This window comes from Pseudomonas sp. LBUM1679 (assembly GCF_059695565.1).
This window is the reverse complement of sequence record NZ_CP166774.1, coordinates 5,540,156-5,565,715: the sequence shown is the minus strand read 5'-3', so window position 1 is coordinate 5,565,715 and position 25,560 is coordinate 5,540,156. Positions and strand designations below refer to the sequence as shown.

Annotated in this window: 21 protein-coding genes and 1 pseudogene; 10 read left to right on the top strand and 12 right to left on the bottom strand. The window is 59.7% G+C overall.

Going from position 1 to position 25,560, the window contains the following annotated elements; translation table 11 throughout:
* Positions 1-111: 111 nt before the first annotated feature.
* The 3 genes from aceK (at position 112) to ACA062_RS25240 (ending at position 7,444) form a co-directional block, all read left to right on the top strand.
* Positions 112-1,833 carry a bifunctional isocitrate dehydrogenase kinase/phosphatase gene (aceK, locus tag ACA062_RS25250; RefSeq protein WP_497453495.1) on the top strand — a complete coding sequence of 574 codons (1,722 nt, stop codon included), beginning with the start codon at positions 112-114 and terminating at the stop codon, positions 1,831-1,833.
* Positions 1,834-2,070: 237 nt separating this feature from the next.
* Positions 2,071-5,982, top strand: coding sequence for an ATP-dependent RNA helicase HrpA (gene hrpA, locus ACA062_RS25245; RefSeq protein WP_497453494.1), 3,912 nt, complete (start codon positions 2,071-2,073; stop codon positions 5,980-5,982).
* A gap of 340 nt (positions 5,983-6,322) precedes the next feature.
* The gene (locus ACA062_RS25240; protein ID WP_497453493.1) at positions 6,323-7,444 is read left to right on the top strand and encodes a beta-ketoacyl-ACP synthase III; all 1,122 of its coding nucleotides are present in this window, start codon (positions 6,323-6,325) and stop codon (positions 7,442-7,444) included.
* A 160-nt stretch (positions 7,445-7,604) separates the two neighbouring features.
* Here the strand turns inward: ACA062_RS25240 and ACA062_RS25235 are convergent, their stop codons facing one another.
* Entirely contained in the window at positions 7,605-8,897 is a 1,293-nt protein-coding gene (locus tag ACA062_RS25235) for a putative porin (protein ID WP_497453492.1), read from the bottom strand.
* A gap of 280 nt (positions 8,898-9,177) precedes the next feature.
* Between ACA062_RS25235 and ACA062_RS25230 the strand changes: the two genes are divergently transcribed.
* Positions 9,178-10,302 (top strand): GNAT family N-acetyltransferase, encoded by a 1,125-nt coding sequence (locus ACA062_RS25230; protein ID WP_497453491.1) that lies wholly within the window; start codon positions 9,178-9,180, stop codon positions 10,300-10,302.
* A gap of 94 nt (positions 10,303-10,396) precedes the next feature.
* Here ACA062_RS25230 and ACA062_RS25225 read toward each other — a convergent pair whose 3' ends face one another.
* From ACA062_RS25225 to ACA062_RS25210, 4 genes and pseudogenes are all read right to left on the bottom strand, one after another.
* A complete protein-coding gene (locus ACA062_RS25225; RefSeq protein WP_497453490.1) occupies positions 10,397-12,229 on the bottom strand; it encodes an ABC transporter ATP-binding protein in 1,833 nt (610 codons plus the stop codon).
* An 82-nt stretch (positions 12,230-12,311) separates the two neighbouring features.
* The gene (locus ACA062_RS25220) at positions 12,312-12,872 is read right to left on the bottom strand and encodes a peptidylprolyl isomerase (RefSeq protein WP_128872056.1); all 561 of its coding nucleotides are present in this window, start codon (positions 12,870-12,872) and stop codon (positions 12,312-12,314) included.
* Positions 12,873-12,875: 3 nt separating this feature from the next.
* Positions 12,876-13,681: pseudogene (locus ACA062_RS25215) on the bottom strand (alpha/beta fold hydrolase).
* Positions 13,682-13,695: 14 nt separating this feature from the next.
* On the bottom strand, positions 13,696-14,619 hold the full coding sequence (locus tag ACA062_RS25210) for a PA3225 family LysR-type transcriptional regulator (RefSeq protein WP_497453489.1): 924 nt from the start codon (positions 14,617-14,619) through the stop codon (positions 13,696-13,698).
* Positions 14,620-14,667: 48 nt separating this feature from the next.
* On the opposite strand from ACA062_RS25210, the gene ACA062_RS25205 reads away from it, so the two are divergent.
* The 3 genes from ACA062_RS25205 (at position 14,668) to ACA062_RS25195 (ending at position 16,940) form a co-directional block, all read left to right on the top strand.
* Entirely contained in the window at positions 14,668-14,997 is a 330-nt protein-coding gene (locus tag ACA062_RS25205) for a 3-phosphoglycerate kinase (RefSeq protein WP_497453488.1), read from the top strand.
* A gap of 141 nt (positions 14,998-15,138) precedes the next feature.
* Complete coding sequence (locus ACA062_RS25200) at positions 15,139-15,738, top strand: FMN-dependent NADH-azoreductase (RefSeq protein WP_497453487.1); 600 nt, start codon at positions 15,139-15,141, stop codon at positions 15,736-15,738.
* A 335-nt stretch (positions 15,739-16,073) separates the two neighbouring features.
* A complete protein-coding gene (locus ACA062_RS25195) occupies positions 16,074-16,940 on the top strand; it encodes a carboxylate/amino acid/amine transporter (protein ID WP_497453486.1) in 867 nt (288 codons plus the stop codon).
* 82 nt (positions 16,941-17,022) lie between these two features.
* Here ACA062_RS25195 and ACA062_RS25190 read toward each other — a convergent pair whose 3' ends face one another.
* Positions 17,023-18,321 (bottom strand): mechanosensitive ion channel family protein, encoded by a 1,299-nt coding sequence (locus ACA062_RS25190; protein ID WP_497453485.1) that lies wholly within the window; start codon positions 18,319-18,321, stop codon positions 17,023-17,025.
* Positions 18,322-18,514: 193 nt separating this feature from the next.
* On the opposite strand from ACA062_RS25190, the gene ACA062_RS25185 reads away from it, so the two are divergent.
* Positions 18,515-19,861 carry a DEAD/DEAH box helicase gene (locus ACA062_RS25185; protein ID WP_128871778.1) on the top strand — a complete coding sequence of 449 codons (1,347 nt, stop codon included), beginning with the start codon at positions 18,515-18,517 and terminating at the stop codon, positions 19,859-19,861.
* A 305-nt stretch (positions 19,862-20,166) separates the two neighbouring features.
* On the opposite strand, the gene ACA062_RS25180 is transcribed toward ACA062_RS25185, so the two are convergent.
* A complete protein-coding gene (locus ACA062_RS25180) occupies positions 20,167-20,442 on the bottom strand; it encodes a hypothetical protein (protein ID WP_497453484.1) in 276 nt (91 codons plus the stop codon).
* A 157-nt stretch (positions 20,443-20,599) separates the two neighbouring features.
* Positions 20,600-21,334: a DUF899 domain-containing protein gene (locus tag ACA062_RS25175; protein WP_497453483.1), complete on the bottom strand. Its 735-nt coding sequence runs from the start codon at positions 21,332-21,334 to the stop codon at positions 20,600-20,602.
* A gap of 185 nt (positions 21,335-21,519) precedes the next feature.
* Here ACA062_RS25175 and ACA062_RS25170 point away from each other — a divergent pair, with 185 nt between their 5' ends.
* Positions 21,520-21,909: a transcriptional regulator gene (locus ACA062_RS25170; protein ID WP_497453482.1), complete on the top strand. Its 390-nt coding sequence runs from the start codon at positions 21,520-21,522 to the stop codon at positions 21,907-21,909.
* A gap of 159 nt (positions 21,910-22,068) precedes the next feature.
* Here the strand turns inward: ACA062_RS25170 and ACA062_RS25165 are convergent, their stop codons facing one another.
* The 4 genes from ACA062_RS25165 to ACA062_RS25150 all read right to left on the bottom strand — a co-directional run bounded on the left by ACA062_RS25165 (position 22,069) and on the right by ACA062_RS25150 (position 24,474).
* Entirely contained in the window at positions 22,069-22,938 is an 870-nt protein-coding gene (locus ACA062_RS25165) for a DUF6279 family lipoprotein (protein ID WP_497453481.1), read from the bottom strand.
* Between the two features lie 65 nt (positions 22,939-23,003).
* Positions 23,004-23,720 (bottom strand): TorF family putative porin, encoded by a 717-nt coding sequence (locus ACA062_RS25160; RefSeq protein ID WP_497453480.1) that lies wholly within the window; start codon positions 23,718-23,720, stop codon positions 23,004-23,006.
* 213 nt (positions 23,721-23,933) lie between these two features.
* Positions 23,934-24,122: a PFL_1563 family small protein gene (locus tag ACA062_RS25155; protein ID WP_017337097.1), complete on the bottom strand. Its 189-nt coding sequence runs from the start codon at positions 24,120-24,122 to the stop codon at positions 23,934-23,936.
* 127 nt (positions 24,123-24,249) lie between these two features.
* Positions 24,250-24,474: a hypothetical protein gene (locus ACA062_RS25150; protein ID WP_497453479.1), complete on the bottom strand. Its 225-nt coding sequence runs from the start codon at positions 24,472-24,474 to the stop codon at positions 24,250-24,252.
* Here ACA062_RS25150 and ACA062_RS25145 point away from each other — a divergent pair.
* The gene (locus ACA062_RS25145; protein WP_497453478.1) at positions 24,473-25,309 is read left to right on the top strand and encodes a CvfB family protein; all 837 of its coding nucleotides are present in this window, start codon (positions 24,473-24,475) and stop codon (positions 25,307-25,309) included. The genes ACA062_RS25150 and ACA062_RS25145 overlap by 2 nt on opposite strands.
* The last annotated feature ends 251 nt before the right edge of the window (positions 25,310-25,560 follow it).

Below are 25,560 nucleotides of genomic sequence, written 5' to 3'. Positions count from 1 at the left end.
TGGCGCGCAAGTGTCGCGCCAGTCAGGGCACAAGGCAATGGTTGCGTTGCGTCACACAGGGCCACTAAGCTCAGGCTCCAACGATCAGCATCAGCCGCCGAGGTTTTACCTATGCCGCAGCATTGGCCAGCCGCCGACATCGCCCGAATGATCCTCGACGGCTTTGACGATTACCGCGAGCATTTCCGTCAGATCACTGACGGCGCCCGGGCCCGATTTGAACAGGCCAAGTGGCAGGAGGCGCAAATCGCGTCGGCTGCGCGGATCAATCTGTACGAAGAAAAAGTCGGCGAAACCGTGGCGCTTCTGCGCACCTCCTTCGAAGGCGACACGTTGATGGACGACAGTTGCTGGCCGCTGGTCAAGAGCGCCTACATCACGCTGATCGACCTGCGCTTCGACGACGAGTTATCCGAGACCTGGTACAACTCGATCTTCTGCGGGCTGTTCAGCCACGACCTGATCAGCGATGGCTGCATGTTCATCCACACCACCCGGCCCAGCCTGCGCCGGGCGCGTGCCGCGCAAACCCGCACCTATAAACCTCAAGGCCAGCTGTCGGGCATGCTCGCCAGCGTTTTCGCCGATTACCGCTTCAGCGAGGATTACGCCGACTTGCCCGCTGACCTGCGCCGTCTCGAAGCGCAATTGCGCGAGAACCTGCCGGACTGGGTGTGCAAGGATCCGGAGCTGAGCGTCGAACTGTTCTCTTCGGTGCTTTATCGCAACAAGGGGGCGTACCTGGTGGGGCGCATCTACACCCAGGACGAGCAGTGGCCCTTGGTGATTCCGCTGCTGCACCGCGAAGGCCGCGGGATTCAGATCGATGCGTTGATCACCGATGAAGCGGACGTGTCGATCATCTTCTCCTTCACCCGCTCGTATTTCATGGTGGATGTGCCGGTGCCGGCGGAGTTCATCGGTTTCCTCAAACGCATCCTGCCGGGCAAACACATCGCGGAGTTGTACACCTCGATCGGCTTCTACAAACACGGCAAATCCGAGTTCTACCGGGCACTGATCAATCACCTGGCCAACACCGACGATCAGTTCATCATGGCCCCCGGCGTGCGCGGCATGGTCATGAGCGTGTTCACCCTGCCGGGTTTCAATACCGTGTTCAAAATCATCAAGGACCGCTTCTCGCCGTCGAAAAACGTCGACCGCGCCACGGTGATCGAGAAGTACCGCCTGGTGAAAAGCGTCGACCGGGTCGGGCGCATGGCCGATACCCAGGAATTTGCCGACTTTCGTTTCCCGTTGAGCAAGTTCGAGCCGGCGTGTCTGGAGGAGTTGCTCGAAGTGGCCGCGTCCACAGTGTCGGTGGAGGACGACACGGTGCTGATTCGTCACTGCTGGACCGAGCGGCGAATGACGCCGCTGAACCTTTACCTGGAACACGCCAACCCGGCGCAGGTACGCGAGGCGCTGGAAGATTACGGTCTGGCGATCAAGCAACTGGCGGCGGCGAACATCTTCCCCGGCGACATGCTGCTGAAAAACTTTGGCGTCACCCGCCACGGGCGTGTGGTGTTCTATGACTATGACGAAATCTGCTACCTGACCGAGGCCAACTTCCGGCATATCCCGCAACCACGCACCCCGGAGGACGAAATGGCCTCCGAGCCGTGGTATTCGATCGGACCGCTGGATGTGTTCCCGGAAGAATTCCCGCCGTTCCTGTTCGCCGATTTCGGGCAGCGCAAGTTGTTCGATCAATTGCATGGCGAGTTGTACAACGCCGATTACTGGAAAAGCCTGCAGGAGGCGATTCGTGCCGGCAAAGTGATCGACGTATTCCCATACCGCCGCAAGGGCCGGGATAACGAATAACCCCTTGTAGGAGCTGGCTTGCCAGCGAAGGCGGCCCGGCAGACACCCGCACTGTGACTGCCCCACCGCAACCCCCTGTAGGAGCTGGCTTGCCAGCGAAGGCGGCCTGACAGACACCTACGATGTGACTGACACACCGCCTTCGCCGGCAAGCCGGCTCCTACAAGGGATCTCGTTCGTCCTTCAAATCTGCGACAATCGCACCCCTGCGCCACTAGACGACTTATTGCGTACCTGATGACTGACGAATCGCCTTCCATCGACAAACTGCTGAAAAACCTCGATCACGCCATGCTCGCCGACCGCCACCGGCTGCGGCGGCAGTTGCTCGAGCTGCGCAAGAACCCTGACGAGGCCAAGCTGGCCCAGTGGGCGGCGCGCCTGCAGGCGTCCTGTGATCAGGTGCTGGCGCGGCGTGCCAGCCTGCCGGTGGTGCGTTACGACGACAGCCTGCCGATCGCTGCCAAGCGCGATGAAATCAAGGCGGCGTTACTCAAGCATCAGGTGCTGATCATCGCCGGCGAAACCGGTTCGGGTAAAACCACCCAGTTGCCGAAGATCTGCCTGGAAATCGGCCGCGGCCAACACGGCCTGATCGGCCACACCCAACCCCGCCGGATCGCTGCGCGCAGCGTGGCCAGTCGGGTCGCCGAAGAACTGGGCACGCCGTTGGGCGCGCTGGTCGGCTACCAGGTGCGGTTCGAGGATCAGAGCGATGCCAACACCCTGATCAAGCTGATGACCGACGGCATCCTGCTGGCGGAAACCCAGAACGATCGCTACCTCGAACGCTACGACACGATCATCGTCGACGAAGCCCACGAACGCAGCCTGAACATCGACTTCCTGCTCGGTTACCTGAAAACCCTGCTGCCCCGTCGTCCGGACCTGAAAGTCATCATCACCTCGGCGACCATCGACCTGGAGCGTTTTTCCAAACACTTCGATGATGCGCCGATCGTCGAAGTCTCCGGTCGCACCTTCCCGGTAGAGACCTGGTATCGCCCGCTGACCCTGGAGCAGGACGAGGAGGGCAACCGCGTCGAGGATGACCTGACCGTGGATCAGGCCATTCTGGCCACCCTCGACGAAATCGCCGCGTTCGAACGCAGCGAGCGCAAGAGCCCGGGCGATGTGCTGGTGTTCCTGCCCGGTGAGCGCGAGATTCGCGACGCCGCCGACATGTTGCGCAAGGCCCAGCTCAAGCACACTGAAATCCTGCCGCTGTACGCGCGGCTTTCGCCCGCCGAGCAGCAGCGGATTTTCCAGTCGCACCCAGGCCGGCGCGTGGTGCTGGCGACGAACGTCGCCGAAACCTCGCTGACGGTGCCGGGCATTCGTTATGTGATCGACAGTGGCACCGCGCGCATCAGTCGCTACAGCTACCGGGCCAAGGTCCAGCGCCTGCCCATCGAAGCCATTTCCCAGGCCAGCGCCAACCAGCGCAAAGGCCGTTGCGGGCGGGTCGAGCCGGGCATCTGCGTGCGGCTGTTCAGCGAAGAGGACTTTATCGGTCGTCCAGAATTTACCGACCCGGAGATCCTGCGCACCAACCTCGCGGCGGTGATCTTGCAGATGCTGCACCTGCGCCTGGGCGAGATCACCGATTTCCCGTTTATCGAGCCACCGGATGGCAAGGCCATCAGCGACGGTTTCAACCTGCTGCAAGAACTCTCGGCAGTGGATCGCAACAGCCAGCTGACCCCGCTTGGTCGTCAACTGGCGAGATTGCCGGTGGACCCGCGCATGGGCCGCATGCTGCTGGAAGCGGCGAAGCTCGGCAGCTTGCAGGAAGTGCTGATCGTCGCCAGCGCCATGTCGATCCAGGACCCGCGCGAACGTCCGCCGGAGCGTCAGCAAGCGGCGGATCAGGCCCACGCGCAATGGAAGGACGTGGACTCGGACTTCGCCGGGCTGGTCAATCTGTGGCGTGGTTTTGAAGAACAGCGCCAGGCGCTGACGGCGAGTCCGTTGCGCAACTGGTGCCGCAAGAATTTCCTCAATTACCTGCGCCTGCGCGAGTGGCGCGATTCTCACCGGCAGTTGAGCCTGATCTGCCGCGACATGCAGCTGAGCCTCAATAAAGAGCCGGCGGATTACCCGAAGCTGCACAAAGCCGTGCTCTCGGGCCTGCTCAGCCAGATCGGTCAGAAAACCGAAGACGGCGACTACCTCGGTGCCCGTCAGCGACGCTTCTGGATTCACCCGTCCTCCGGGCTGGGTAAAAAGCGCCCGCAATGGTTGATGGCTGCCGAACTGGTGGAAACCACCAAGCTTTATGCGCGGATGGTGGCCAAGATCGATGCCGACTGGATCGAGCCGCTCGCCGGGCACCTGATCAAGAAAAACCACTTCGAATCCCATTGGGAGAAGAAGCGCGGCCAGGTCGTGGCGTTCGAGCAGATCACCTTGTTCGGGCTGATCGTGGTCGGTCGCCGGCCGGTGCACTATGGGCCGATCGATCCTGTGACGTCCCGAGAGTTGTTCATTCGTGAAGGCTTGGTGCGTGGCGAGATTCAATCCCGGGCCAGATGCCTGACGGCTAACCAACAACTGTTGGAACAGCTCGACGAACTCGAAGCCAAGGCGCGTCGCCGGGACATTCTGGCCGACGAAGAAACCCTGTTCGCCTTCTATGACGCGCGACTGCCGGCCGAGATCCACCAGACCGCGACTTTCGACAGCTGGTACCGGGTCAACAGCCAGAAAGATCCGCAGCTGCTGATCATGCGCGAAGAAGACGTGCTGGCCCGCGAGGCCAGTGAAGTCACCGCTGCGCATTACCCGGACACCTTGCACATCGGCGATCTGGAACTGGCCCTGAGTTACCACTTCGAGCCCAACCATCCACGCGACGGCGTAACGCTGCGGGTGCCGGCACCGCTGTTGCCGATGCTGCCGCCGGAACGCCTGGAGTGGCTGGTGCCGGGCGTGATCGAGGCCAAGTGCATTGCGCTGGTGCGTAACCTGCCCAAGGCGCTGCGCAAGAACTTCGTGCCGGTGCCGGACTTCGTCAAAGCCGCGTTGCAGCGCATGACCTTCGCCGAGGGCTCTTTGCCGCAGGCGTTGGGTCGTGAATTGCTGCGCATGACGGGGGCGCGGGTCAGCGATGAAGCCTGGGCCGAAGCGGCGCAACAGGTCGACAGCCATTTGCGGATGAACCTGGAAATCGTCGATGGCCAGGGCAAGTTTCTCGGTGAAGGCCGGGACCTGGCCGAGTTGACCGCGCGCTTTGCCGAGGCGAGCCAGGCCGCGTTGGCCGTGCCGCAAACCGCGAAAAGCCAGCAGCCGGTGGAGGCGAAAGTGTTTGCCGCCGTCGCTGAAAAAACCCAGCAGAAGATCGCCGGGCTGTCGATGACAGTTTATCCGGCGCTGGTGGAGGAAGCCGGAACGGTGAAGGAAGGGCGTTTCTCGACGCCGGCCGAAGCCGAGTTCCAGCATCGTCGGGCCTTGCAGCGCTTGCTGATGCAGCAACTGGCCGAGCCGGCGAAGTTCCTGCGCGGCAAGTTGCCGGGGCTGACCGAGCTGGGCCTGATGTACCGCGACATGGGGCGTATCGACAGCCTGGTGGAAGACATCCTGCTGGCCAGCCTCGACAGCTGCATCCTCGACGGCGAAGACCCGCTGCCGCGCGATGGCGCCGCACTGGCGGCGCTGGCCGAGCGCAAACGTGGCGGCTGGACCGAGCACGCCGAGCGATTGGCGAAGCTGACGCTGGAGATTCTCAAGCACTGGCACGGTCTGCAAAAACGCTTCAAGGGCAAGATCGACCTGGCACAAGCCGTGGCCCTGAACGACATCAAGCAGCAGCTCAGTCATCTGGTCTATCCGGGTTTTGTGCGTGAAACGCCGATGCAGTGGCTCAAGGAACTGCCGCGCTACCTCAAGGCCATCGAGCAGCGCTTTGAAAAACTCGGCGCTCAGGTGCAGAAGGACCGGGTCTGGAGCGGCGAGCTGTCCGGCCTCTGGGCTCAATACCAGACCCGCGCCAACAAGCACGCCCAGGAAGGCAAGCGCGACCCGCAGCTGGAGCTTTATCGCTGGTGGCTGGAGGAATACCGGGTGTCGTTGTTCGCCCAGCAGTTGGGGACCAAGGTGCCAATCTCCGACAAGCGCCTGAGCAAGCAATGGACCCAGGTCGAACCGTAAACCCGAGGCTTGTGCAATACCTGTGGGAGCGAGCTTGCTCGCGATGAGGCCATCACATTCAACATCTATGTTGCATGTCAGGCCCCCATCGCGAGCAAGCTCGCTCCCACAGGTTTTTGTATTGCCTGCAAGTGGGAGTCATCCAGCAAAATGGCGCCAAACCCCAAGGATTATGGCAAACTTCGCGCCTATAAACGCCACCCCGCGGATTTGACCCTTCGCGGGCCCGGGCGGATCGGAATAAGCGATGTCAGGTTTGTGTCCGGACCTGGAATAGACCCTTTGCGTGTTGGTACGTCGGTGCCAATACTTTCTGCCTGAACAGATCAGAGAAACGACCATGCATAACGTCGTCATCAGCGGCACCGGCTTGTACACCCCGGCCAACAGCATTTCCAACGAAGAGCTGGTGCAATCTTTCAACGCTTACGTCGGGCAGTTCAACGCCGATAATGCCGACGCCATTGCGCGCGGCGACATCGAAGCCTTGACCGAATCCAGCGCGGCGTTTATCGAAAAAGCCTCTGGCATCAAAAGCCGCTTCGTCATGGACAAGGACGGCATCCTCGACCCGCAACGCATGGCGCCACGCCTGCCGGAGCGCTCGAATGACGAGTGGTCGGTGCTCTGCCAGATGGCCATCGGTGCCGCCGAGCAAGCCCTGCAGCGTGCGGGCAAGACCGCCGCGGACATTGACGGTGTGATCGTCGCCTGTTCCAACCTGCAGCGCGCCTACCCGGCCATCGCCATCGAAGTCCAGGAAGCGCTGGGCATTCAGGGTTTCGGCTTCGACATGAACGTCGCCTGTTCCTCGGCGACTTTCGGCATTCAGACCGCGGCGAACAGCGTGCAACTAGGCCAGTCCCGGGCGATCCTGATGGTCAACCCGGAAGTCTGCACCGGCCACCTGAATTTCCGCGACCGCGACAGCCATTTCATCTTCGGCGACGCCGCGACCGCGGTGATCATCGAACGTGCCGACCTGGCCACCTCCCAGTACCAGTTCGACATCGTCAGCACAAAGCTGCTGACCACGTTTTCCAACAACATCCGCAACAACTTCGGCTTCCTCAATCGCGCAGCGGAAGAAGGCATCGGTGCCAAGGACAAACTGTTCGTCCAGGAAGGCCGCAAGGTGTTCAAGGATGTCTGCCCGATGGTCGCGGAACTGATCGCCAAACATCTGGAAGAAAACCAGCTCAACGTCACGGACGTGAAGCGTTTCTGGCTGCACCAGGCCAACCTCAGCATGAACCACTTGATCGTCAGGAAACTGCTGGGCCGCGAAGCCACCGAAGAAGAAGCACCGGTGATTCTCGACACCTATGCCAACACCAGCTCTGCCGGTTCGGTGATTGCCTTTCACAAGCATCAGGATGATCTGGCGGCCGGTTCGCTGGCGGTGCTCAGCTCGTTCGGCGCCGGTTATTCGATTGGTAGCGTGATTTTGCGCAAGCGTTGAGTTCACCCTTGTAGGAGCGAGGCTTGCCCGCGAAGAATTCGCCGCGGTCCTGCTGACAAACCGCGTCATCGTTCTTCGCGGGCAAGCCTCGCTCCTACAGGGGGTATTGGCCGCAACAAAACAGCCTCGGGCTTCCTTGCCCGAGCCATGTAGCGAGGAATCAGAACTTGGCTTCTGCATCCAGCTGCAAGGTGTTGATTTTCGAATCCCGCAGGTTGGCGTTGGTGTAGTCGGAGTCCGCCATGAAGTACGTCGCACCGAGGGCGAAGTTCTTGTCGATCTCGTAGCTCACTTTCAACTTGCTGCCGCGCGAACCGGTGAACCCGTTGGCGAAGTCGGAGTCGGTGAAAGCACCGACCACGGCGTTACGTTGGATGTCGCGGTAGTTGTAGTCCACGCCGAAGCCATAGAACTTGGTCTTGACGCCGGCCAACCAGCCCATGTCCTGATCGTTGCTCGCACTGTCGTTGTTGACAACTTGACCGTACAACGAGAGCGGCATTGGCAGGCCGCCGATATCGATCTGACCAAAGCCTTCGTACACTTTGAACTCTTCGCCCGGGCTGTTGCCGTTGATGGCCAGTGTGGCGGTGTCCTCGTCGTTGTCGTAAGCGTAGACACTGCCACCTAGCGTCATTTTCAGGTTATCAGTGATCGCGAAGCGCGCGCCCAACTGGCCAGCGTACAGACGCAGGTCGTGACGGAACTGCTTGCCTTCGCCGTCGACGTTGTCCTGGAGGGTGTAGTGGCCGGCGCTACCGAACAGCTCGGCCGTGCTGCCTAGCGGGTATTTGTAAGTCAGGGCCAGACCTTCGGGGCTGATGTCGTTATCCCAGATGATGTCGCCCATGCTCACCCAGGGTTGCGGCATCTTGCCGCCGATCAAGTGCAGATTCTTGATGGCAGTCGGGTGGTAGTCGACGTAGCCCTGGTCCAGCCAGATATCTTTCTTGGAGAAGTTGCCTTCCAGACTCTGGTTGGTGGAGCGAGCATCGTTGTTGTTGCCAGTGGCGATACGAATGCCGGTGTCCACTTGCGGGTTGATTTCGGTGTAGGCACCCAGGCGCGCACGAATACGTTGACGATCCTGGTCGCCGCTGTTGGAAACACCATCGTTCTTGACCGTTTCCTGACGGAAACGAACGTCGCCCTTGAACTGGGTCTTGGCCGCCCACGCCAGTTTCTGGTCGAAGGTGCTCAGCTCATTGGTTTTCTTCGCCGTCGCCGCGATTTGTTCGTTGGTCTCTTGCTGAGCCTGACGGGCAATCTGCTGGTCCTTCTGATCCTTGGCCAGTTCGGCCTGCAGTTCAGCGTACTGCGCCTGGGAAATCGAACCGTTGGCCTTGAGCATGTCGAGCAGTTTGGCGTCAACTGCGGCGCTGGCCGGAACACTCATGGTCAGCATCAGGCCACCGCACAGGGCGGCCGCAGTTTTCGTGGAAGCAAGACGCATATCAATCTCCGAAGATGTAAGAGGATGACTGAGCCATCCAGAACACAACCGACCGTGAAGGACGGAAACAGGGGCCGGGTAGCACCCGACGCTCTAAAAACTGGCGCCAGTATCGCGATGGATTATGACAAAGCAGTGGCAAAATGATGGCGTCTCGATGACCGTACAGATGCACCTGAAAACCCTGTTCCAGAGCGCTGCGGTCGGATAGATCGTGTGCAGAGCTGCGCGATAAGCGATACTCGCGGGGCTTTCACGCAAAGAAGTGGAGAGGAAGTTGATGCCGTTGCAACGTCTGGAAAATCTGTCCGAAATTGCTGCGCACACCTGGGATGCCCTGGTGCCGGAGAGCCAGCCGTTTCTGCGCCATGCTTTTCTCTGCGCGCTGGAAGACAGCGGCAGCGTCGGCCCCCACTCGGGCTGGCAGCCCGAGCATTTGTTGCACATGGAAAGTGACCGGTTGATCGCCGCGTTGCCCGGTTACCGCAAATGGCATTCCTATGGCGAGTACGTGTTCGATCACGCCTGGGCCGATGCCTGCGAGCGCGCCGGCATCGACTATTACCCCAAACTGTTGAGCGCCGTGCCCTTCAGCCCGGTCAGTGGCCCGCGCTTGCTGGCGGCCACCCTCGAAGATGGTTTCGAGCTGTTGAAAAGCCTGCCCGGCTACCTTGAGATCGAACAGCTCTCAAGTGCTCACATCAACTTTACCGATCCCTTCACCGACGCCGCCTTGGCCGAGCAGCCGGGCTGGTTGCAGCGCATCGGCTGTCAGTACCATTGGCAAAATCGCGGCTATCGGGACTTTCAGGATTTCCTCGACGTCCTCAGTTCGCGCAAGCGCAAGCAGATGCGCAAAGAGCGCGAGCAAGTGGCGGGGCAGGGGATTGATTTCGAATGGCTTGAAGGTCGGCAGCTGGATCAGGTGCAGTGGGATTTCGTCTATGCCTGCTACGCCAACACCTACGCAGTGCGGCGGCAACGGCCTTACCTGACCCGGGAGTTCTTCAGTCTGTTGGCCGAGCGGATGCCGGAATCGATTCGCGTGGTGTTGGCCAAACAGGGTTCACGGCCGGTGGCCATGGCATTCAGCCTGGTGGGTGGTGACAGTTTTTACGGTCGTTACTGGGGGTGTCTGGCGGAGTTTGACCGGCTGCATTTCGAAACCTGTTTCTACCAGGGCATGGACTATGCCATTGCCAATGGCTTCCAGCGTTTCGACGCCGGGGCCCAGGGCGAGCACAAGTTGATTCGCGGGTTTGAGCCGGTGATCACCCATTCCTGGCACTACCTGCGCCACCCCGGCCTGAAGGCCGCGGTCAAGGACTTCCTGCGCCAGGAGCGCGTCGGAGTACTGGCGTATGCCGAGGAAGCACGAACCGCCTTGCCCTATCGACAAGACTGATGGCGCCAGGATCGCAGCCTTCGGCAGCTCCTACATTGGATGGCGTACACCCTGTAGGAGCTGCCGAAGGCTGCGATCTTTTGATCTTTTGATCTCAATCGATCCCGACAAACCCACCCGTCTGGTGCTGCCACAACCGCGCATATAACCCGCCATGGGCCAGCAGTTCGGCATGGCTGCCGGTTTCGGCGATCGTGCCTTTTTCCAGCACCACCAGCCGGTCCATCCGGGCAATGGTCGAGAGCCGGTGGGCGATGGCGATCACGGTCTTGCCCTGCATCAGGGTTTCGAGGCTTTCCTGGATCGCCGCTTCGACCTCCGAATCCAGCGCCGAGGTGGCTTCGTCCATGATCAGGATCGGCGCGTCCTTGAGCAGCACCCGGGCAATCGCAATGCGCTGACGCTGGCCGCCGGAGAGTTTCACCCCGCGCTCACCGACGTGAGCATCGAAACCGGTACGCCCTTCGGAGTCCGACAGCAACGGGATGAACTCGTCGGCCCGGGCCTTGCGCACCGCTTCCCACAGCTCGGCGTCGGTGGCGTCGGGCTTGCCGTACAGCAGATTGTCGCGGATCGAGCGGTGCAGCAGCGACGTATCCTGGGTGATCATGCCGATACGCTCGCGCAGGCTTTCCTGGCCCACCTCGGCGATGTTCTGGCCGTCGATGAGAATCCGCCCACCCTGTACGTCATACAGACGCAGCAGCAGATTGACCAGGGTCGATTTACCGGCGCCGGACGGGCCGATCAGGCCGATTTTCTCGCCGGCTTTAATCGTCAGGTCGAGGTCGCCGATGATCCCGCTCTTCTTCCCGTAATGGAAATCCACCTGCTCGAAACGCACTTCGCCACGGGGTACCACCAACGGCTTGGCCTGCTCGCGGTCGGTGACGCTGACCGGTTGGGAAATAGACTGCAAACCGTCCTGGACCATGCCGATGTTTTCGAAAATGCCGGTCACCACCCACATGATCCAGCCGGACATGTTGACGATTCGGATCACCAGGCCGGTGGCCAGCGCAATGGCCCCCACCGTGATCAGCGACTGCGTCCACAGCCACAGGGCCAGGCCGGTGGTGCAGACGATCAGCAAGCCGTTCATGCTGGTGATGACCACGTCCATGCTGGTCACCACCCGGCCGGCCAGTTGGGCTTTTTCGGTTTGTTCCTTGATCGCTTCGCGCGCGTATTGCTGCTCGAAATTGGTGTGCGCGAACAGCTTCAGGGTGGTGATGTTGGTGTAGCCGTCGACAATTCGCCCCATGAGTTTGGAGCGCGCGTCGGAGGACACCACCGAGCGCTCCTTGACCCGCGGCACGAAGTAATAAAGGGCACTGATGAAGGCGGCAATCCAGGTCAGCAGCGGGATCATCAGGCGCCAGTCGGCCTCGGCGAACAGCACCAGCGAGCTGATGGCGTAGATCAGCACATGCCACAGCGCGTCCACCGCTTGCACGGCTGAATCGCGCAACGAGTTGCCGGTCTGCATGATGCGTTGGGCGATGCGTCCGGCGAAGTCGTTCTGGAAAAAATTCAGGCTCTGCTTGAGCACATAACTGTGGTTCTGCCAGCGGATCAGGCTGGTCATGCTCGGGCTCAGGGTCTGGTGCACCAGCAGGTCATGCAGGCCAACAAAAATCGGCCGAAAAACCAGGGCTACCACCGCCATCCAGGCCAGCTCGATCCCGTGTTCCTTGAAGAAATCGACGTTAGGCGTGCCTTGGGTCAGGTCGATGATGCGACTCAGGTAACTGAACAACGCCACTTCGATCAGCGCACCGATCAGACCGACGAGCAGCAGCACGGCGAAACTCGGCCAGACCTGCTTCAAGTAATAGGTATAAAAAGGGAGAACCCGATCCGGTGGAGCGGCCGTCGGTGCATCGCGGAAAATGTCGATCAGTTTCTCGAAACGGCGATAAAGCATCAGTTCTCCGCCCGCGCACGGGCTCTCCTTTGAACAATGTGAGCGGCGCACTCCGGCAGCCGCTCAAGACTTGCCGTGTAGCTTAGTCGATGACTTTGGCCGACTTGATGAACACCGGGTCGGCCGGCACATCTTTCATGCCGCCACGGGTGGTGGTTGGCGTGTTGACGATGATGTCCACCACGTCCATGCCTTTGACGACTTTACCGAACACGGCATAGCCGTCGCCCTGGTCCAGGAAGTCGTTGTCCTTGACGTTGACGAAGAACTGGCTGGTGGCCGAGTCCGGCACGGAAGTACGGGCCATGGACAGTGTGCCACGGACGTTATGCAGACCGTTTTTGGATTCGTTCTTGATCGGTGCCTTGGTGTCTTTCTGCTGCATTTGTTGAGTGAAACCACCACCCTGGACCATGAAGCCCGGAATCACACGGTGAAAAATCGTGTTGTTGTAGAAGCCGCTGTTGACGTAATCAAGGAAGTTCTTGGTACTGATCGGCGCCTTGACCGGGTCCAGTTCGATCTCGATCTGGCCGTTGGTGGTTTCAAGCAGCACGTGCGGCGCCTTGGCGGCGGGCGTTGCGGCCATCAGATTGGCGGCAAACAGCACGGAGCCGGCGACGAGGGCGATTTTTTTCAGCATGGGTCAGTGATCCTGATTGGGTTTGTGTCGACTGCGGTGAGAAACTCGAGCAGGGTTTGGTTGAAGCGTTCGGGTTGATCCAGCGGAGTGGCGTGGCGCGAATCGGCGACCACCACCAGCCGCGCATCGGGCAGCAGTTTTACGTACGTCTCTTTCAACGATACCGGTGTGTAGTCACGGTCGGCGCTGACGATGAGGGTTGGACAGGCAACCCTGGAAAGTCGTTCCTGAACCCCCCAGCCAATGATTGCATCGAAGCTGGCGAGATAAGCGCGCCTGTCGTTTTTTGCCCAGCGCTCGGCCATTTTTTGCCGTAATTGAGCCTGCTCGGGATTGGGAAACAGCTTGGCACCCAAGGCTTTGCCGATGGCGCCCATACCGAGCACGTGCATCAGGCTCCAGCGCTTGAACCACTGCCAGTAATCGTCGCGGCTGCGCAATTTGACCTCGGGCGCACTGTTGACGATGCACAAGCTCTTGAGCAACTGTGGCTGGTCCACCGCCAATTGAAAACCGATCATGCCCCCCATGGACAGGCCGACATAATGCACCGGGCCAAGGTTCAAATGCTCGATCAGCGCGACCAGGTCGGCGCTGAACCCGGCGATGCTGTAGCGCTCGCGGGGTTTATCGGAGCGGCCGTGGCCGCGTACATCCGGGACGATCACCCGGTAGCGCGCCGACAAGGCCGGGATCTGCTGTTCCCAGTCCAGGGTGCTGGAACCCAGGCCGTGGACCAGCAGCAACGGCGCGCCGTGGCCATATTCCTCATAGTGCAGGTTACAACCTTCATGTTCGAAATAGGCCATGTTCACACTCCGTGTCAGGCTGGTTCAGGGGCGGCGAAAGGCGCATCCAGCGGCGCAGTATCAAACGTGCGCAGCAATTCGATGAGTATCTGTGTCGCCGGGCCCAGGGGTTTGTCCTTGTTCGAATACAGGTAGAAGCTCGGGTTGCGGCTGCCGCCCTGATCCAACGGTAGCAGCTTGAGCGTACCTTCCTTGAGTTCCCGTTCGATCATGTGCCGGGGCAACCAGGCAAAACCCAGGCCGCTGCCGACAAAAGTCGCCGCGGTGGCCAGGCTGCCGACGGTCCAGCGCTGTTCGGCACCGAGCCAGCCGACATCCCGTGGCTGCTGGCGACCGGAGTCGCGGATCACTACTTGCATCTGGCTTTCCAGGTCCTGGAAATTCAGTTCGCGATTGAGGCGGTTCAGGGGATGGTCGGGGTGGGCGACCGCGACGAATTCGACGTCGCTCAATTCCGCGCCCAGGTAACCGGGAATGCTGAAGCCGGTGATAGCCAGGTCCGCCACGCCCTCCAGCAATACCTCCTCCACGCCCGACAACACTTCTTCGCGCAGACGCACCCGGCAGCCACGGCTTTGCGGCATGAACGCGGTCAAGGCGCGCACAAGACGGGCGCTCGGGTACGCGGCGTCGACCACCAGTCGCACTTCCGCTTCCCAGCCTTGTTCCATGTGGTGGGCCAGGTCTTCGAGTTGACTGGCCTGTTTCACCAGTTGCCGGGAGCGACGCAGCAGCACCCCGCCGGCTTCGGTCAGCACCGCTTTGCGGCCGTCGATGCGCAGCAGCGGGACGCCGAGCTGGTCCTGCATGCGTGCCACGGTGTAGCTGACCGACGATTGCGAGCGGTGCAGCGCTTCGGCGGCCTGGGCGAAACCGCCGTGGTCGACCACGGCCTGTAGCGTTCGCCATTGATCAAGGGTCACGCGGGGCGCTTTCATGAACAGCTCCTCTTGTCTAAGCTGGCAGTCCTTATTGGAGACTGCTGAATGAAAAAGCTTTGTGGTGTGATGTCGGGTTGTGTCGTGCTGGCGCTGCTGCCGCTGACGGCGTTTGCCTATCCGATCGATGTGCAAAAACAGCTGAACGGCATGAGCATCGACTACAACGCCTACGACACCGACAGCGACATCGCTTCCATTCAGGTCAACAACTACGGCACGACCGATGCGATCTGTAAGGTGGTGTTCAACAATGGCCCGGAAGCACCGCGCACCCGCAAGATCGACGTGCCTGCCGGCAAGCACACCAATGCCACCGCGAAGTTCACCCGGACCATCATCAAGATGCGCATCAACCTGAGTTGCACCCCCAAATAGCATCGCTCCCACAGGGTATGCTCAGTTTATAAACGAATTTATTGATGGGTTATAGCAGTTATTTGCGCTTTTTCATCGATATGGTTCTGTTTAACCTTCACTCCATCGACCTACAGCATTCTCAGATGGAGGCTACAGCCCATGTCCCGCGTTCTGATCATCGAAAGCAGTGCCCGTCAGCAAGACTCGGTTTCCCGTCAACTGACCCAGACGTTCATCAGCCAGTGGAAAGCCGCTCACCCCGACGACCAGATCACCGTGCGTGACCTGGCCGTCAACCCGGTGCCGCATCTGGACATCAACCTGTTGGGCGGCTGGATGAAACCCGCCGAACAGCGCAACGACATCGAACAGGCTGCGCTGGAACGCTCCAACCAATTGACTGACGAACTGCTGGCTGCCGACGTGCTGGTCATGGCGGCGCCCATGTACAACTTCGCGATCCCGAGCACCCTCAAGGCCTGGCTTGACCACGTGCTGCGTGCCGGCGTGACCTTCAAGTACACCGAGACCGGCCCGCAAGGCTTGCTCAGCGGCAAGCGTGCCTACGTGCTGACCGCTCGTGGCGGGATCTATGCCGGCGGCCCGGCGGATCACCAGGAACCCTACCTGCGCCAGGTCATGGGCTTCATCGGGATCCACGACGTGACCTTCATTCACGCCGAAGGCATGAACCTGGGCGGTGACTTCCAGGAGAAAGGCCTGAACCAGGCCAACGCCAGACTTTCCCTGGTCGCCTGAGGCGTTAATCACCAGATAATCGCCGGAGGGTCTAGTGACCTGACGCAACACCTGTACGCGCATCAAACCTCCCTTTGCACTTGTTGCTCCTGAGTGCGGTAGCCCGATTGAACGCTTTAGCGAGATCGGGCTTTTTTTTGCCCACAATTTGCTGGGCTCACACACAACCCCCTGTAGGGGCTGGCTTGCCAGCGAAGGGGCCCTCAAGTCTTGCAGCGCTCTCCAGGCCGCCTTCGCTGGCAAGCCAGCTCCTACAGGGGGTTTCGTATTGGTTGACGAGTCGCAGTGATGGGCAAAACCCGCTATCGTCGCCGCCATCCGAAAATGAGGCGAGCATGGGCTATCTACTTTTTGTCACGCTGATCCAGGCGTTTTCCTTCAGCCTGATCGGCGAATACCTGGCCGGGCATGTCGACAGTTACTTCGCGGTACTGGTGCGAGTCGTGCTCGCCGGCCTGGTCTTTATTCCGCTGACGCGCTGGCGCTCGGTGGAACCGGCGTTCATGCGCGGCATGCTGTTGATCGGCGCCTTGCAGTTCGGCGTGACGTACGTCTGCCTGTACCTGAGCTTCCGGGTGCTGACGGTGCCGGAAGTGTTGCTGTTCACCATCCTCACGCCGTTGCACGTGACCCTGATCGAAGACGCCCTGAACCGGCGCTTCAATCCCTGGGCCCTGGTGGCGGCTCTGGTGGCCGTGCTCGGCGCGGCGGTGATCCGCTACGACCGGATCAACCCGGATTTCTTCATGGGCTTTTTGCTGCTGCAACTGGCCAACTTCACCTACGCCGCCGGGCAGGTGCTCTACAAGCACCTGGTGGCCCGTCACCCGAGCGACCTGCCGCACTACCGGCGCTTCGGTTACTTCTACCTAGGCGCACTGGCGGTGGCATTGCCGGCGTTTCTGTTGTTCGGCAAACAGAACTTCCTGCCTGAAGCACCCCTGCAATGGGGCGTGCTGCTATTCCTCGGCCTGGTCTCGACGGCATTGGGCTTGTACTGGTGGAACAAGGGGGCGTGCCTGGTGAACGGTGGGACACTGGCGGTGATGAACAATTTGCATGTGCCAGTGGGGCTGCTGATCAATTTGCTGATCTGGAATCAGGATGAAGCGCTGGGGCGGTTGTTCTTTGGTGCGATGGTGATTCTGGCAGCGGTCTGGATCAGTCGACTAGGTATCAGACCACACGCGCAACCCGTGTAGGAGCTGGCGCAGCCTGCGATCTTTTGATTTTCAAAATCAAGAGATCGCAGGCTGCGCCAGCTCCTACAGGGGATTTGTGGTGCTACATGACTTGCTTTTCAGGCTGGGGAATATGGCTCGCGCCGAGCACCGCCGGCAACAATCCGGCCCTTAGATCCCCGCCACTGGGCTGCTGATAAAGACTCAAGCCAAACTCCGGCAGCACCGCCAGCAGGTAATCGAAAATGTCCCCCTGGATCCGCTCGTAATCGGCCCACACCGTGGTGCGGGTGAAACAATAGATTTCCAGCGGAATGCCTTGGGCGGTGGTCTGCATCTGGCGAACCATGCAGGTCATGTTCGGCTGGATTTCCGGGTGGCTCTTCAGATAGGCCAGGGCATAGGCGCGGAAGGTCCCGATATTGGTCATCCGCCGCCGGTTGGCCGACATCGCCGCGACGTTGCCCTGGGCTTCGTTCCAGGCCTTGAGTTCGGCCTGTTTGCGGTTGATGTAATCGGTCAGCAGATGAACCTGGGCCAGCTTCTGTTCTTCGTCGTCGCGAATGAAACGCACGCCGCTGGCATCGATGAACAGGCTGCGCTTGATCCGTCGTCCACCGGACTGCTGCATGCCGCGCCAGTTCTTGAACGACTCGGACATCAGGCGCCAGGTCGGGATCGACACAATCGTCTTGTCGAAATTCTGCACCTTCACCGTGTGCAGCGTGATGTCCACCACATCGCCATCGGCGCCGACTTGCGGCATCTCGATCCAGTCGCCGACCCGCAGCATGTCGTTGCTGGTCAGTTGCACGCTGGCCACGAACGACAGCAGGGTGTCCTTGTAGACCAGCAGAATCACCGCCGACATGGCGCCCAGACCTGACAGCAGCAACAGCGGAGAACGGTCGATCAGGGTGGCGACGATGATGATCGCGCCGAACACGAACAACACCATTTTCGCCAGTTGCACATAACCCTTGATCGAACGGGTACGGGCGTGTTCGGTGCGGGCATAGATGTCCAGCAGGGCGTTGAGCAGGGCGCTGATGGCCAGCACCAGGAACAGAATGGTGAACGCCAGCGCCACGTTGCCGAGGAAGACCAGGCTGGTCTTGCCCAGTTCCGGCACCAGGTGCAGGCCGAACTGGATCACCAGCGACGGCGTCATCTGTGCCAGGCGATGAAACACCTTGTTGTGGCGAAAATCGTTGATCCAGTGCAGCGCCGGTTGGCGGCCAAGTATTTTGGTCGCGTGTAGAATGAGGTAACGCGCCACTCGTCCGAGGGCCAGCGCCACCACCAGCAACAACAGCAGCCCGAGGCTGGAATGCAGGAGCGGGTGCTGATCGAGGGCACCCCAAAGGTCTTGGACGTTGAGCCAGAGCTGTTTGATATCCATGGGCAAAAACGGTTCTTCTGTAGGACGCGACGGGGCGATTAGAGCATTTAAGACGCTACGTATTACGTTTGGGGACAAATCAGGCAACAAAAAAACCACTGTTTGCAGCCGTTTGTATAAAGAAACTCGGCCTTCGCGCTCGAAACCGTTACCCTATGCAGCTGTTTTTTTGTATTTCTTCGAGGTAGCACCCGTGTTTTCCCAATTCGCCCTGCACGAACGCCTGCTCAAAGCCGTGGCCGAGCTTAAATTTGTCGAGCCAACGCCTGTGCAAGCAGCGGCTATTCCGCTGGCGCTCCAAGGGCGTGACCTGCGGGTGACAGCGCAAACCGGCAGCGGCAAAACCGCTGCATTCGTTTTGCCGATCCTCAACCGCTTGATCGGCCCGGCGAAAGTCCGCGTCAGCATCAAGACCCTGATCCTGCTGCCGACCCGCGAGCTGGCCCAGCAGACCATCAAGGAAGTCGAGCGCTTCGCCCAGTACACCTTCATCAAGTCCGGTCTGATCACCGGCGGTGAAGACTTCAAGGTCCAGGCCGCGATGCTGCGCAAGGTGCCGGACATCCTGATCGGTACGCCGGGGCGGATGATCGAGCAACTGAACGCCGGCAACCTCGATTTGAAAGAAGTCGAAGTGCTGGTGCTCGACGAAGCCGACCGCATGCTCGACATGGGCTTTGCCGAAGACGTGCAGCGTCTGGTGCAGGAATGCACCAACCGCCAGCAGACCATGCTGTTCTCCGCCACTACCGGCGGCTCGGGCCTGCGCGAGATGGTCGCCAAGGTGCTGAACGACCCTGAGCACCTGCAGCTGAACAACGTCAGCGACCTGAATGCGACCACCCGTCAGCAGATCATCACCGCTGACCACAACCAGCACAAAGAACAGATCGTGAACTGGCTGCTGGCCAACGAGACCTATCAGAAGGCCATCGTGTTCACCAACACCCGGGCCATGGCCGACCGTATCTACGGCCGCCTGGTGGCGCAGGACTACAAAGCGTTCGTGCTGCACGGCGACAAAGACCAGAAAGATCGCAAACTGGCGATCGACCGCCTGAAGCAGGGCGGCGTGAAAATCCTCGTCGCCACCGACGTCGCCGCTCGCGGCCTGGACGTTGACGGCCTGGACCTGGTGATCAACTTCGACATGCCGCGCAGCGGCGACGAGTACGTGCACCGCATCGGTCGCACCGGCCGCGCCGGCAACGATGGCCTGGCCATCTCGCTGATCTGCCACGGCGACTGGAACTTGATGTCGAGCGTCGAGCGCTACCTCAAGCAGAGTTTCGAGCGCCGCACCATCAAGGAAGTCAAAGGCACCTACGGAGGACCGAAAAAGGTCAAGGCCTCGGGTAAAGCCGTTGGCGTGAAGAAGAAAAAGGTCGACGCCAAGGGCGACAAGAAGAAAACTGGCGCCAAGGCCCCGACCAAGCGCAAGATCGCCAACCGCCCGAAGACCGACGCCCTGTCGCTGGTCAGCAAGGACGGCATGGCGCCGCTCAAGCGCCGCAAGCCGGAAGCGCCGGCTGCTGAGTAAAGTGCGGTAGCGATCCCATAAAAAACCCGGACAGTGTCCGGGTTTTTTTATGCTTGGAAATCTGTTTGACCTTTTTAAAATCAAAAGATCGCAGCCTCGTTGCACTCGACAGCTCCTACAAGGTGTATGCAGATCCCCTGTAGGAGCAAGCTTGCTCGCGAACCAGGTGACGCGGTGCATCAGGAACAACGCCACCGTGGCGCATAGACGCCTCGGCTTGGGCGAGTCCATTCAATTACAAGGATCGGCGTACACCTTGTAGGAGCTGTCGAGTGCAACGAGGCTGCGATCCGTTGATCTTGCCTTCAACCCTCAGTTTTCTTCTCAGCCGTTCCCAACTCCTTCAATCGCTGATCAATCAACTGGCACTTATCCGGCAAATCCTTGCTGGCAGTCCCCAGATCCATCTTCTGCAACTCGTCATTGATCTCCTTGGCCTTGGTCGGATTCTGCTCGGTGAGCTTGGCGACTTCCTTCGCCAGCTGTTCGCGCTTGGCGGTGGCTTCTTCGGGCGTGCAAGCCCAAACGGGAAGGGCGCAGGCGAAAGTGGCAACCAGGGTGAGTTTCAGCAGGGTTTTCATAGGCAGGCCTCGGTTCCGGTTAAGGCGGGTTATCCGGTTGAGGGTTGAATGGCGGAAAAAGTTCAGCGACGGCAACGGGCGATTGCAGATTACCCAGTTCAAGCTGAACCTGTGGGAGCGAGCCTGCTCGCGATGGCCGCGACTCGGTCTGCGCGGTCTATCCGCCATGACAGCAGCTGGATGAGGCCTTGTCTTCATACCGATCATGAAGCTGCACCCATTCCATGATTTGCTCTTCATTGCGGCCCTTGGGCGTCAGGTCCAGGTAGTTGTAGGCGCCGACCAACAGGTCAAGGCCGCGGGCGTAGGTGGAGTAGGTATGGAAGATTTCGCCGTCTTCGTTGCGATAAAACACGCTCAGGCCGGGGAGTTCTTCTTCGGTGCCGTCGGATTTTTCGTAGTTGTAGGTGGCTTTGCCAGCGGCGACGTCTTCGGCTCGGGCGCAGACGCCGAAGTCGTAGTTGAAATCGCAGCCCTCTGACGATGCCCAATCGAATTTCCAGCCCATGCGCCGTTTGAACGCCTGGAATTCGGCGAACGGTGCGTGGGAAACCGCCACTACCGCCACGTCATGGTGGGCCAGGTGCTGGTTGGCGCCGTCGATGTGGTCGGACAGGAACGAGCAGCCAGAACAACCTTCGTCCCAGCCTTTGGCAAACATGAAGTGGTAAATGACCAACTGGCTACGGCCGCCGAACAGATCGGCCAGTTTCAACTCGCCGTCTGGGCCCTTGAAGCGATAATCCTTGTCGATTTTCACCCAGGGCAGGGCGCGGCGTTCGGCGCTGAGTTTGTCCCGTTCCCGGGTGAAGGCTTTTTCGTTGGCCAGGTGTTGTTTGCGTGCGGCGAGCCATTCTTCTCGGGAGACGACGGGATGATTCTGAATGTTCATTGGTTTTCTCCTGCGGGATGCGGGGAGGTAACTGACAAAGCTAGTCGTTTGACCTGTGCCCAATTCGACATACCGCCGGTCGGTGCTGTTCAAAAGCTATTCAAGACCTCAGCTGAACGGCTGCGCACGCTGTCGGTCACAACTATGTAAGCCATCTCACTCACGGGCGCTGGAGGTTGATCAGGATGACGACTTATAACTGGGATTTGATCGAACGCTTGCTACACGAAGTACAGAACGGGGCACCCAGCTTCACGCCACGGCCCTATGCCGAACAATACGCTGCCGAGCAAGCGACGGAGGGCGAGGCGACGGAAAACCTGGATCACCTGAAGGCGGTGGCCGGCGAGTACGAAAAGTTACTGCTGGAGCGCGGCTATATCGAGCCTCGGCCGGAGGAACAAGGTGGCACGGGCTCGAACTACATTTTGACGCCACGGGGCTCGAGATTGTTGAGCCTGATCGACAGCAGCATTCCGGGTAATGACCATCCGCGGCAGGTGCTGGATGAGCAGGAAGATGCGCTGGACGAGGTGACGTTTGATCAGGTGGCGTCGAAGGCGCAGATCGCCTGATCCCCACGCCAGCTCTTACACGATCACCTGCGTACCGATGAATGTGGAAAACGCCGACCCCTGTAGGAGCCGGCTTGCTGGCGAAGGCGCCTGCATGAGCGCTGCATGGCTTGAGATCGCCTTCGCTGGCAAGCCAGCTCCTACAGGGGGGCTTGTCGCTTAACCTTGTTTGGCCGCTTTCAAGCACTTCAAATCAGTGAAATCCTTGCGCACCCCGTCGATTTTCTTCAGCAATCGCTGCCGTTGCTCCGGCGTACTCTCAGCCATCAAGTCCACGAACAGCGACCGCGCCTGGGCTTCGGTGTCGGCGTAGGCCTGGCGATAGGCGGGTGTCCACAACGTCTCTCGATTGACCAGCAGCGTCTCGATGCGCTGTGGGAATTGCGGGCTCTGGCGCTGCGCAACCGCCGCACTGAATTGCTTTTGCCAATGGACGCGGTTAGCGATCCATTGAGTGTTCTGATCGCCCAAGGCATTCGACCAGGCGACTACTCGTTGCTGTTGGGTCGGGCTGAGCGGGCCGAGCCAGTCATTCAAGCGTTTTACCATGCGTTCGCCACGCTCCTTGATTTGCTGATCAAGCGACGGCTTTAGGTATTGCTCCTGACGTTTGCGCTGGTCCTTGGCGAAGGCGTCGTTCATGTCCGCGACTTGCTTGTCATTCAGCCCCTGCAACAACTCGATGGCCGACGGGGTGATTTCCCTGGCTGTCTGGGCGATGGCCTGTTTGGCTTCCTGAGTGCGGGCTTGCAACGCAGCGTCGGTGACCTGGTTGCGCTTGACCATGTCCTCCAGGCGGTCCAGCCAGTCGAGGTAGTCTGGCAGTTGCGTGCTGCAGTGCCAGCTCAGGTGCTCGCGGAGGCGTTCGTTGAACCAGTCTTTCTGCTCGCCGTTCATATTCAGGTAATCGCCGAGCGACCACGGGATGATCACGTCGAGATTACGATAGGCCAGGCCCACGCGGCTGCACGCGCCGAGGGCGAGACTGAGGGTGATAACGACAGCGAGGCACTTCAACCAGCGCGACATGGGCAAGTCCTTGCGAATGCGTAGGTTCTCATGTGAACGCGGGATGAGCCCGCCAGTTCAGCCAATCAGTAGAAGGCATGTTGAGCTTTCAGGGTGACCAGGCCATCGCACTGGCTGTTGTGCCCGGAATAGGCGGAACAGTCGCTGCCGCTGAGGCTGGAGTCGCTGTAGATCAGGTCCAGGTCGATGCCCATGAATGGACGGGAGAGCGTCACTGACCAATCGGTGAAACTGCCGACATAGCCACCCTCGACGGACACCGGAGCGTTGAACCGATGAGTGGTGTATTTCATGCTGAGCCCGATGCCGAACGGCTGATTCCCGCTCAGGTCGGCGAATACCGTGCTGTTCCGTTTGTCCGGATCATTGCTGAGCGCCGCGCCAAACCGACTGCCCAGCAGGGTCAGGCCACCGAACAGCTCCTGGCTGTCGAGCGTCTCCACTGTCGGGTAGCTGTAATGGATCATGCCGACTTCGTAGCCGAGGCTGTGATCGAAGGGCTGTTTAAAACCCATGTAGGAATCGACTTCAAGGTTGTTGCCCGGACTCAAGCCCGCGCTCGGTGACCATTGGCCCACGTAAAATCCGCTATCGTGGCTCAGGTCGAGACCGCCGTGGAACGAGCCGGTGCTGGAAGGTTTGACCAGGCCCTGGGCCATGCTGCGACTGGGGGTGGTGCCCAGCTTGAGATCGAAGTCGCCCAGCTCGCGCTGGAAGATTTGCGCATTGGCGACCGGACACGCCAGCAGGCTGGCGAGCAGGAACAGAGAGGGTTTGAGCATGCGTCACTCCATGAACAGCGAGGGCAGGAAAAAACCTGCTGAAACGCTTGATCTAGACGTGTGCAAGGATACCGGCGAATGCTCGGCATTGATGGCCGTTCGTCGATTTTTGATGGATGGGTGTTGGGCGGGATGTTGCGGGAGGGTTCCAGTCCAAGCGCTTCAAAGCTCAAAGCGCTTAGGGACCAGTTATCGCGGAGAAATCCTGTAGCGTTACTTTTTGCCCAGGGTGATCTGCTTGGACGGGCCGAACGTCTGGCCGCTGACGCCTTTGGCAATTTGCTGGATCTCGCCGCCGGACTTGAGGAACGCAGCGATCTGGTTGTTGATAGATTCGCTGGTTTCAACGGCTGGAGCTGGCTTTGCTTTGCTGTTGGATGCTTTTACACGCATGGCGGCCATTAACCTGTAGAAATTAACTTGGCCAGGCATAGTACAGGAAATACTTGACAATTGCTTGGTAAATATCCTCCCAAAATACAGGTCGCAGGTGAGTGATGAATCGCAAGTTGTCATTCGGAAAATGCCCCTAAGCTGCTGTTTTAACTAAAAACAACAGTGGGATATTAGTGATTTTTGCCTGGCTGACACGCGCGAGGAGCGTCAGCGTGGCCTGACGAGTGGCCAGGCGCGCAGGATAAAAATCAGGAAAATTAAGGGCTTCAGAGGATTTTCCTGCGCCATCGGGCTGGCCGCCGAACGCGACCCGCAAAACCGGGTAGAATGCCGCCCACGCAATGAGGGTATTGGACATGGCTTTAGTCGGGCGTTACAACAGTTTGCAAGTGGTTAAACACACTAACTTCGGTTTATATCTGGACGGTGGCGCGGACGGCGAAATCCTCCTGCCCAATCGTTATATTCCCAAAGATATTCCCAGCGAAGATGAAGACTGGCTCAACGTTTTTATTTATCTGGACAGCGATGACAAACTCATCGCAACTACCGAAAAACCGAAAGTGCAGGTCGGTGAATTCGCCAGTTTGAAAGTCGTTGAAGTCAACAGCATCGGGGTTTTCCTGGATTGGGGCTTGCCGAAGGATCTGTTGCTGCCGTACTCCGAAGAAAAGCGGCAGATGACCGCTGGCGAGTATGTCGTGGTGCACGTCTACCTCGACAAACACACCCGCCGCATCACCGCGACGGCGCGTCTGGACCGCTACCTGGACAAGACCCCGGCCAACTACACCCCTGGCCAGGAAGTTGATTTGCTGGTCGCCGAAGCCACCGACATGGGGTTCAAGGCGATCATCAACAACAAGCACTGGGGCCTGATCCACAAGAACGAAATCTTCAAGTTCATGCGCGCCGGTAAAGAAGAAAAGGGCTTTATCAAAGAAGTCCGGGCCGATGGCAAGATCAGCCTGAGCCTGCAACCGGTCGGCGAAGAAGCGGCCACCAGCCTCAATTCGAAGATTCTCGCCAGGTTGCGTGACAACAACGGCACACTGCCGGTGAGCGACAAGAGTGATCCAACGGTGATCACCAGCATGTTTGGTGTCAGCAAGGGCAACTTCAAAAAGGCGATTGGTGCATTGTACAAGAACGGCCAGATCGTCATTCATGCCGACCGCATCGAACTGAGCTGACGGCCCCCCTGTAGGAGCGAGCTTGCTCGCGATGGACTTAAAGCCGCCGCGTTCAACCAGAAAACCCGCGTCATCATTGACGACTATCGCGAGCAAGCTCGCTCCTACAGGGGTACGCGTGCGCAGGACGGCGCGGCAGCTCCAGGTGGCCGGGAATGTCGGCACCCCGCACTGACTTCGAAAAAATGACGCAACCAGGAATCCCAAGGTCTCTGGCAGACGGCATTTTCTGGCCATACGGTTAATAATCG

Bases quoted from the DNA above. Each gene is read 5' to 3' on its own strand.
- ACA062_RS25150 (WP_497453479.1), bottom strand. From the start codon at position 24,474: ATGTCCAATACCCTCATTGCGTGGGCGGCATTCTACCCGGTTTTGCGG.
- ACA062_RS25220 (WP_128872056.1), bottom strand. From the start codon at position 12,872: ATGCTGAAAAAAATCGCCCTCGTCGCCGGCTCCGTGCTGTTTGCCGCC.
- ACA062_RS25165 (WP_497453481.1), bottom strand. From the start codon at position 22,938: ATGTCGCGCTGGTTGAAGTGCCTCGCTGTCGTTATCACCCTCAGTCTC.
- ACA062_RS25190 (WP_497453485.1), bottom strand. From the start codon at position 18,321: ATGGATATCAAACAGCTCTGGCTCAACGTCCAAGACCTTTGGGGTGCC.
- ACA062_RS25210 (WP_497453489.1), bottom strand. From the start codon at position 14,619: ATGAAAGCGCCCCGCGTGACCCTTGATCAATGGCGAACGCTACAGGCC.
- ACA062_RS25225 (WP_497453490.1), bottom strand. From the start codon at position 12,229: ATGCTTTATCGCCGTTTCGAGAAACTGATCGACATTTTCCGCGATGCA.
- ACA062_RS25205 (WP_497453488.1), top strand. From the start codon at position 14,668: ATGAAAAAGCTTTGTGGTGTGATGTCGGGTTGTGTCGTGCTGGCGCTG.
- ACA062_RS25145 (WP_497453478.1), top strand. From the start codon at position 24,473: ATGGCTTTAGTCGGGCGTTACAACAGTTTGCAAGTGGTTAAACACACT.
- ACA062_RS25235 (WP_497453492.1), bottom strand. From the start codon at position 8,897: ATGCGTCTTGCTTCCACGAAAACTGCGGCCGCCCTGTGCGGTGGCCTG.
- ACA062_RS25155 (WP_017337097.1), bottom strand. From the start codon at position 24,122: ATGGCCGCCATGCGTGTAAAAGCATCCAACAGCAAAGCAAAGCCAGCT.
- hrpA (WP_497453494.1), top strand. From the start codon at position 2,071: ATGACTGACGAATCGCCTTCCATCGACAAACTGCTGAAAAACCTCGAT.
- ACA062_RS25180 (WP_497453484.1), bottom strand. From the start codon at position 20,442: ATGAAAACCCTGCTGAAACTCACCCTGGTTGCCACTTTCGCCTGCGCC.
- ACA062_RS25160 (WP_497453480.1), bottom strand. From the start codon at position 23,720: ATGCTCAAACCCTCTCTGTTCCTGCTCGCCAGCCTGCTGGCGTGTCCG.
- ACA062_RS25200 (WP_497453487.1), top strand. From the start codon at position 15,139: ATGTCCCGCGTTCTGATCATCGAAAGCAGTGCCCGTCAGCAAGACTCG.
- aceK (WP_497453495.1), top strand. From the start codon at position 112: ATGCCGCAGCATTGGCCAGCCGCCGACATCGCCCGAATGATCCTCGAC.
- ACA062_RS25195 (WP_497453486.1), top strand. From the start codon at position 16,074: ATGGGCTATCTACTTTTTGTCACGCTGATCCAGGCGTTTTCCTTCAGC.
- ACA062_RS25240 (WP_497453493.1), top strand. From the start codon at position 6,323: ATGCATAACGTCGTCATCAGCGGCACCGGCTTGTACACCCCGGCCAAC.
- ACA062_RS25175 (WP_497453483.1), bottom strand. From the start codon at position 21,334: ATGAACATTCAGAATCATCCCGTCGTCTCCCGAGAAGAATGGCTCGCC.
- ACA062_RS25230 (WP_497453491.1), top strand. From the start codon at position 9,178: ATGCCGTTGCAACGTCTGGAAAATCTGTCCGAAATTGCTGCGCACACC.
- ACA062_RS25170 (WP_497453482.1), top strand. From the start codon at position 21,520: ATGACGACTTATAACTGGGATTTGATCGAACGCTTGCTACACGAAGTA.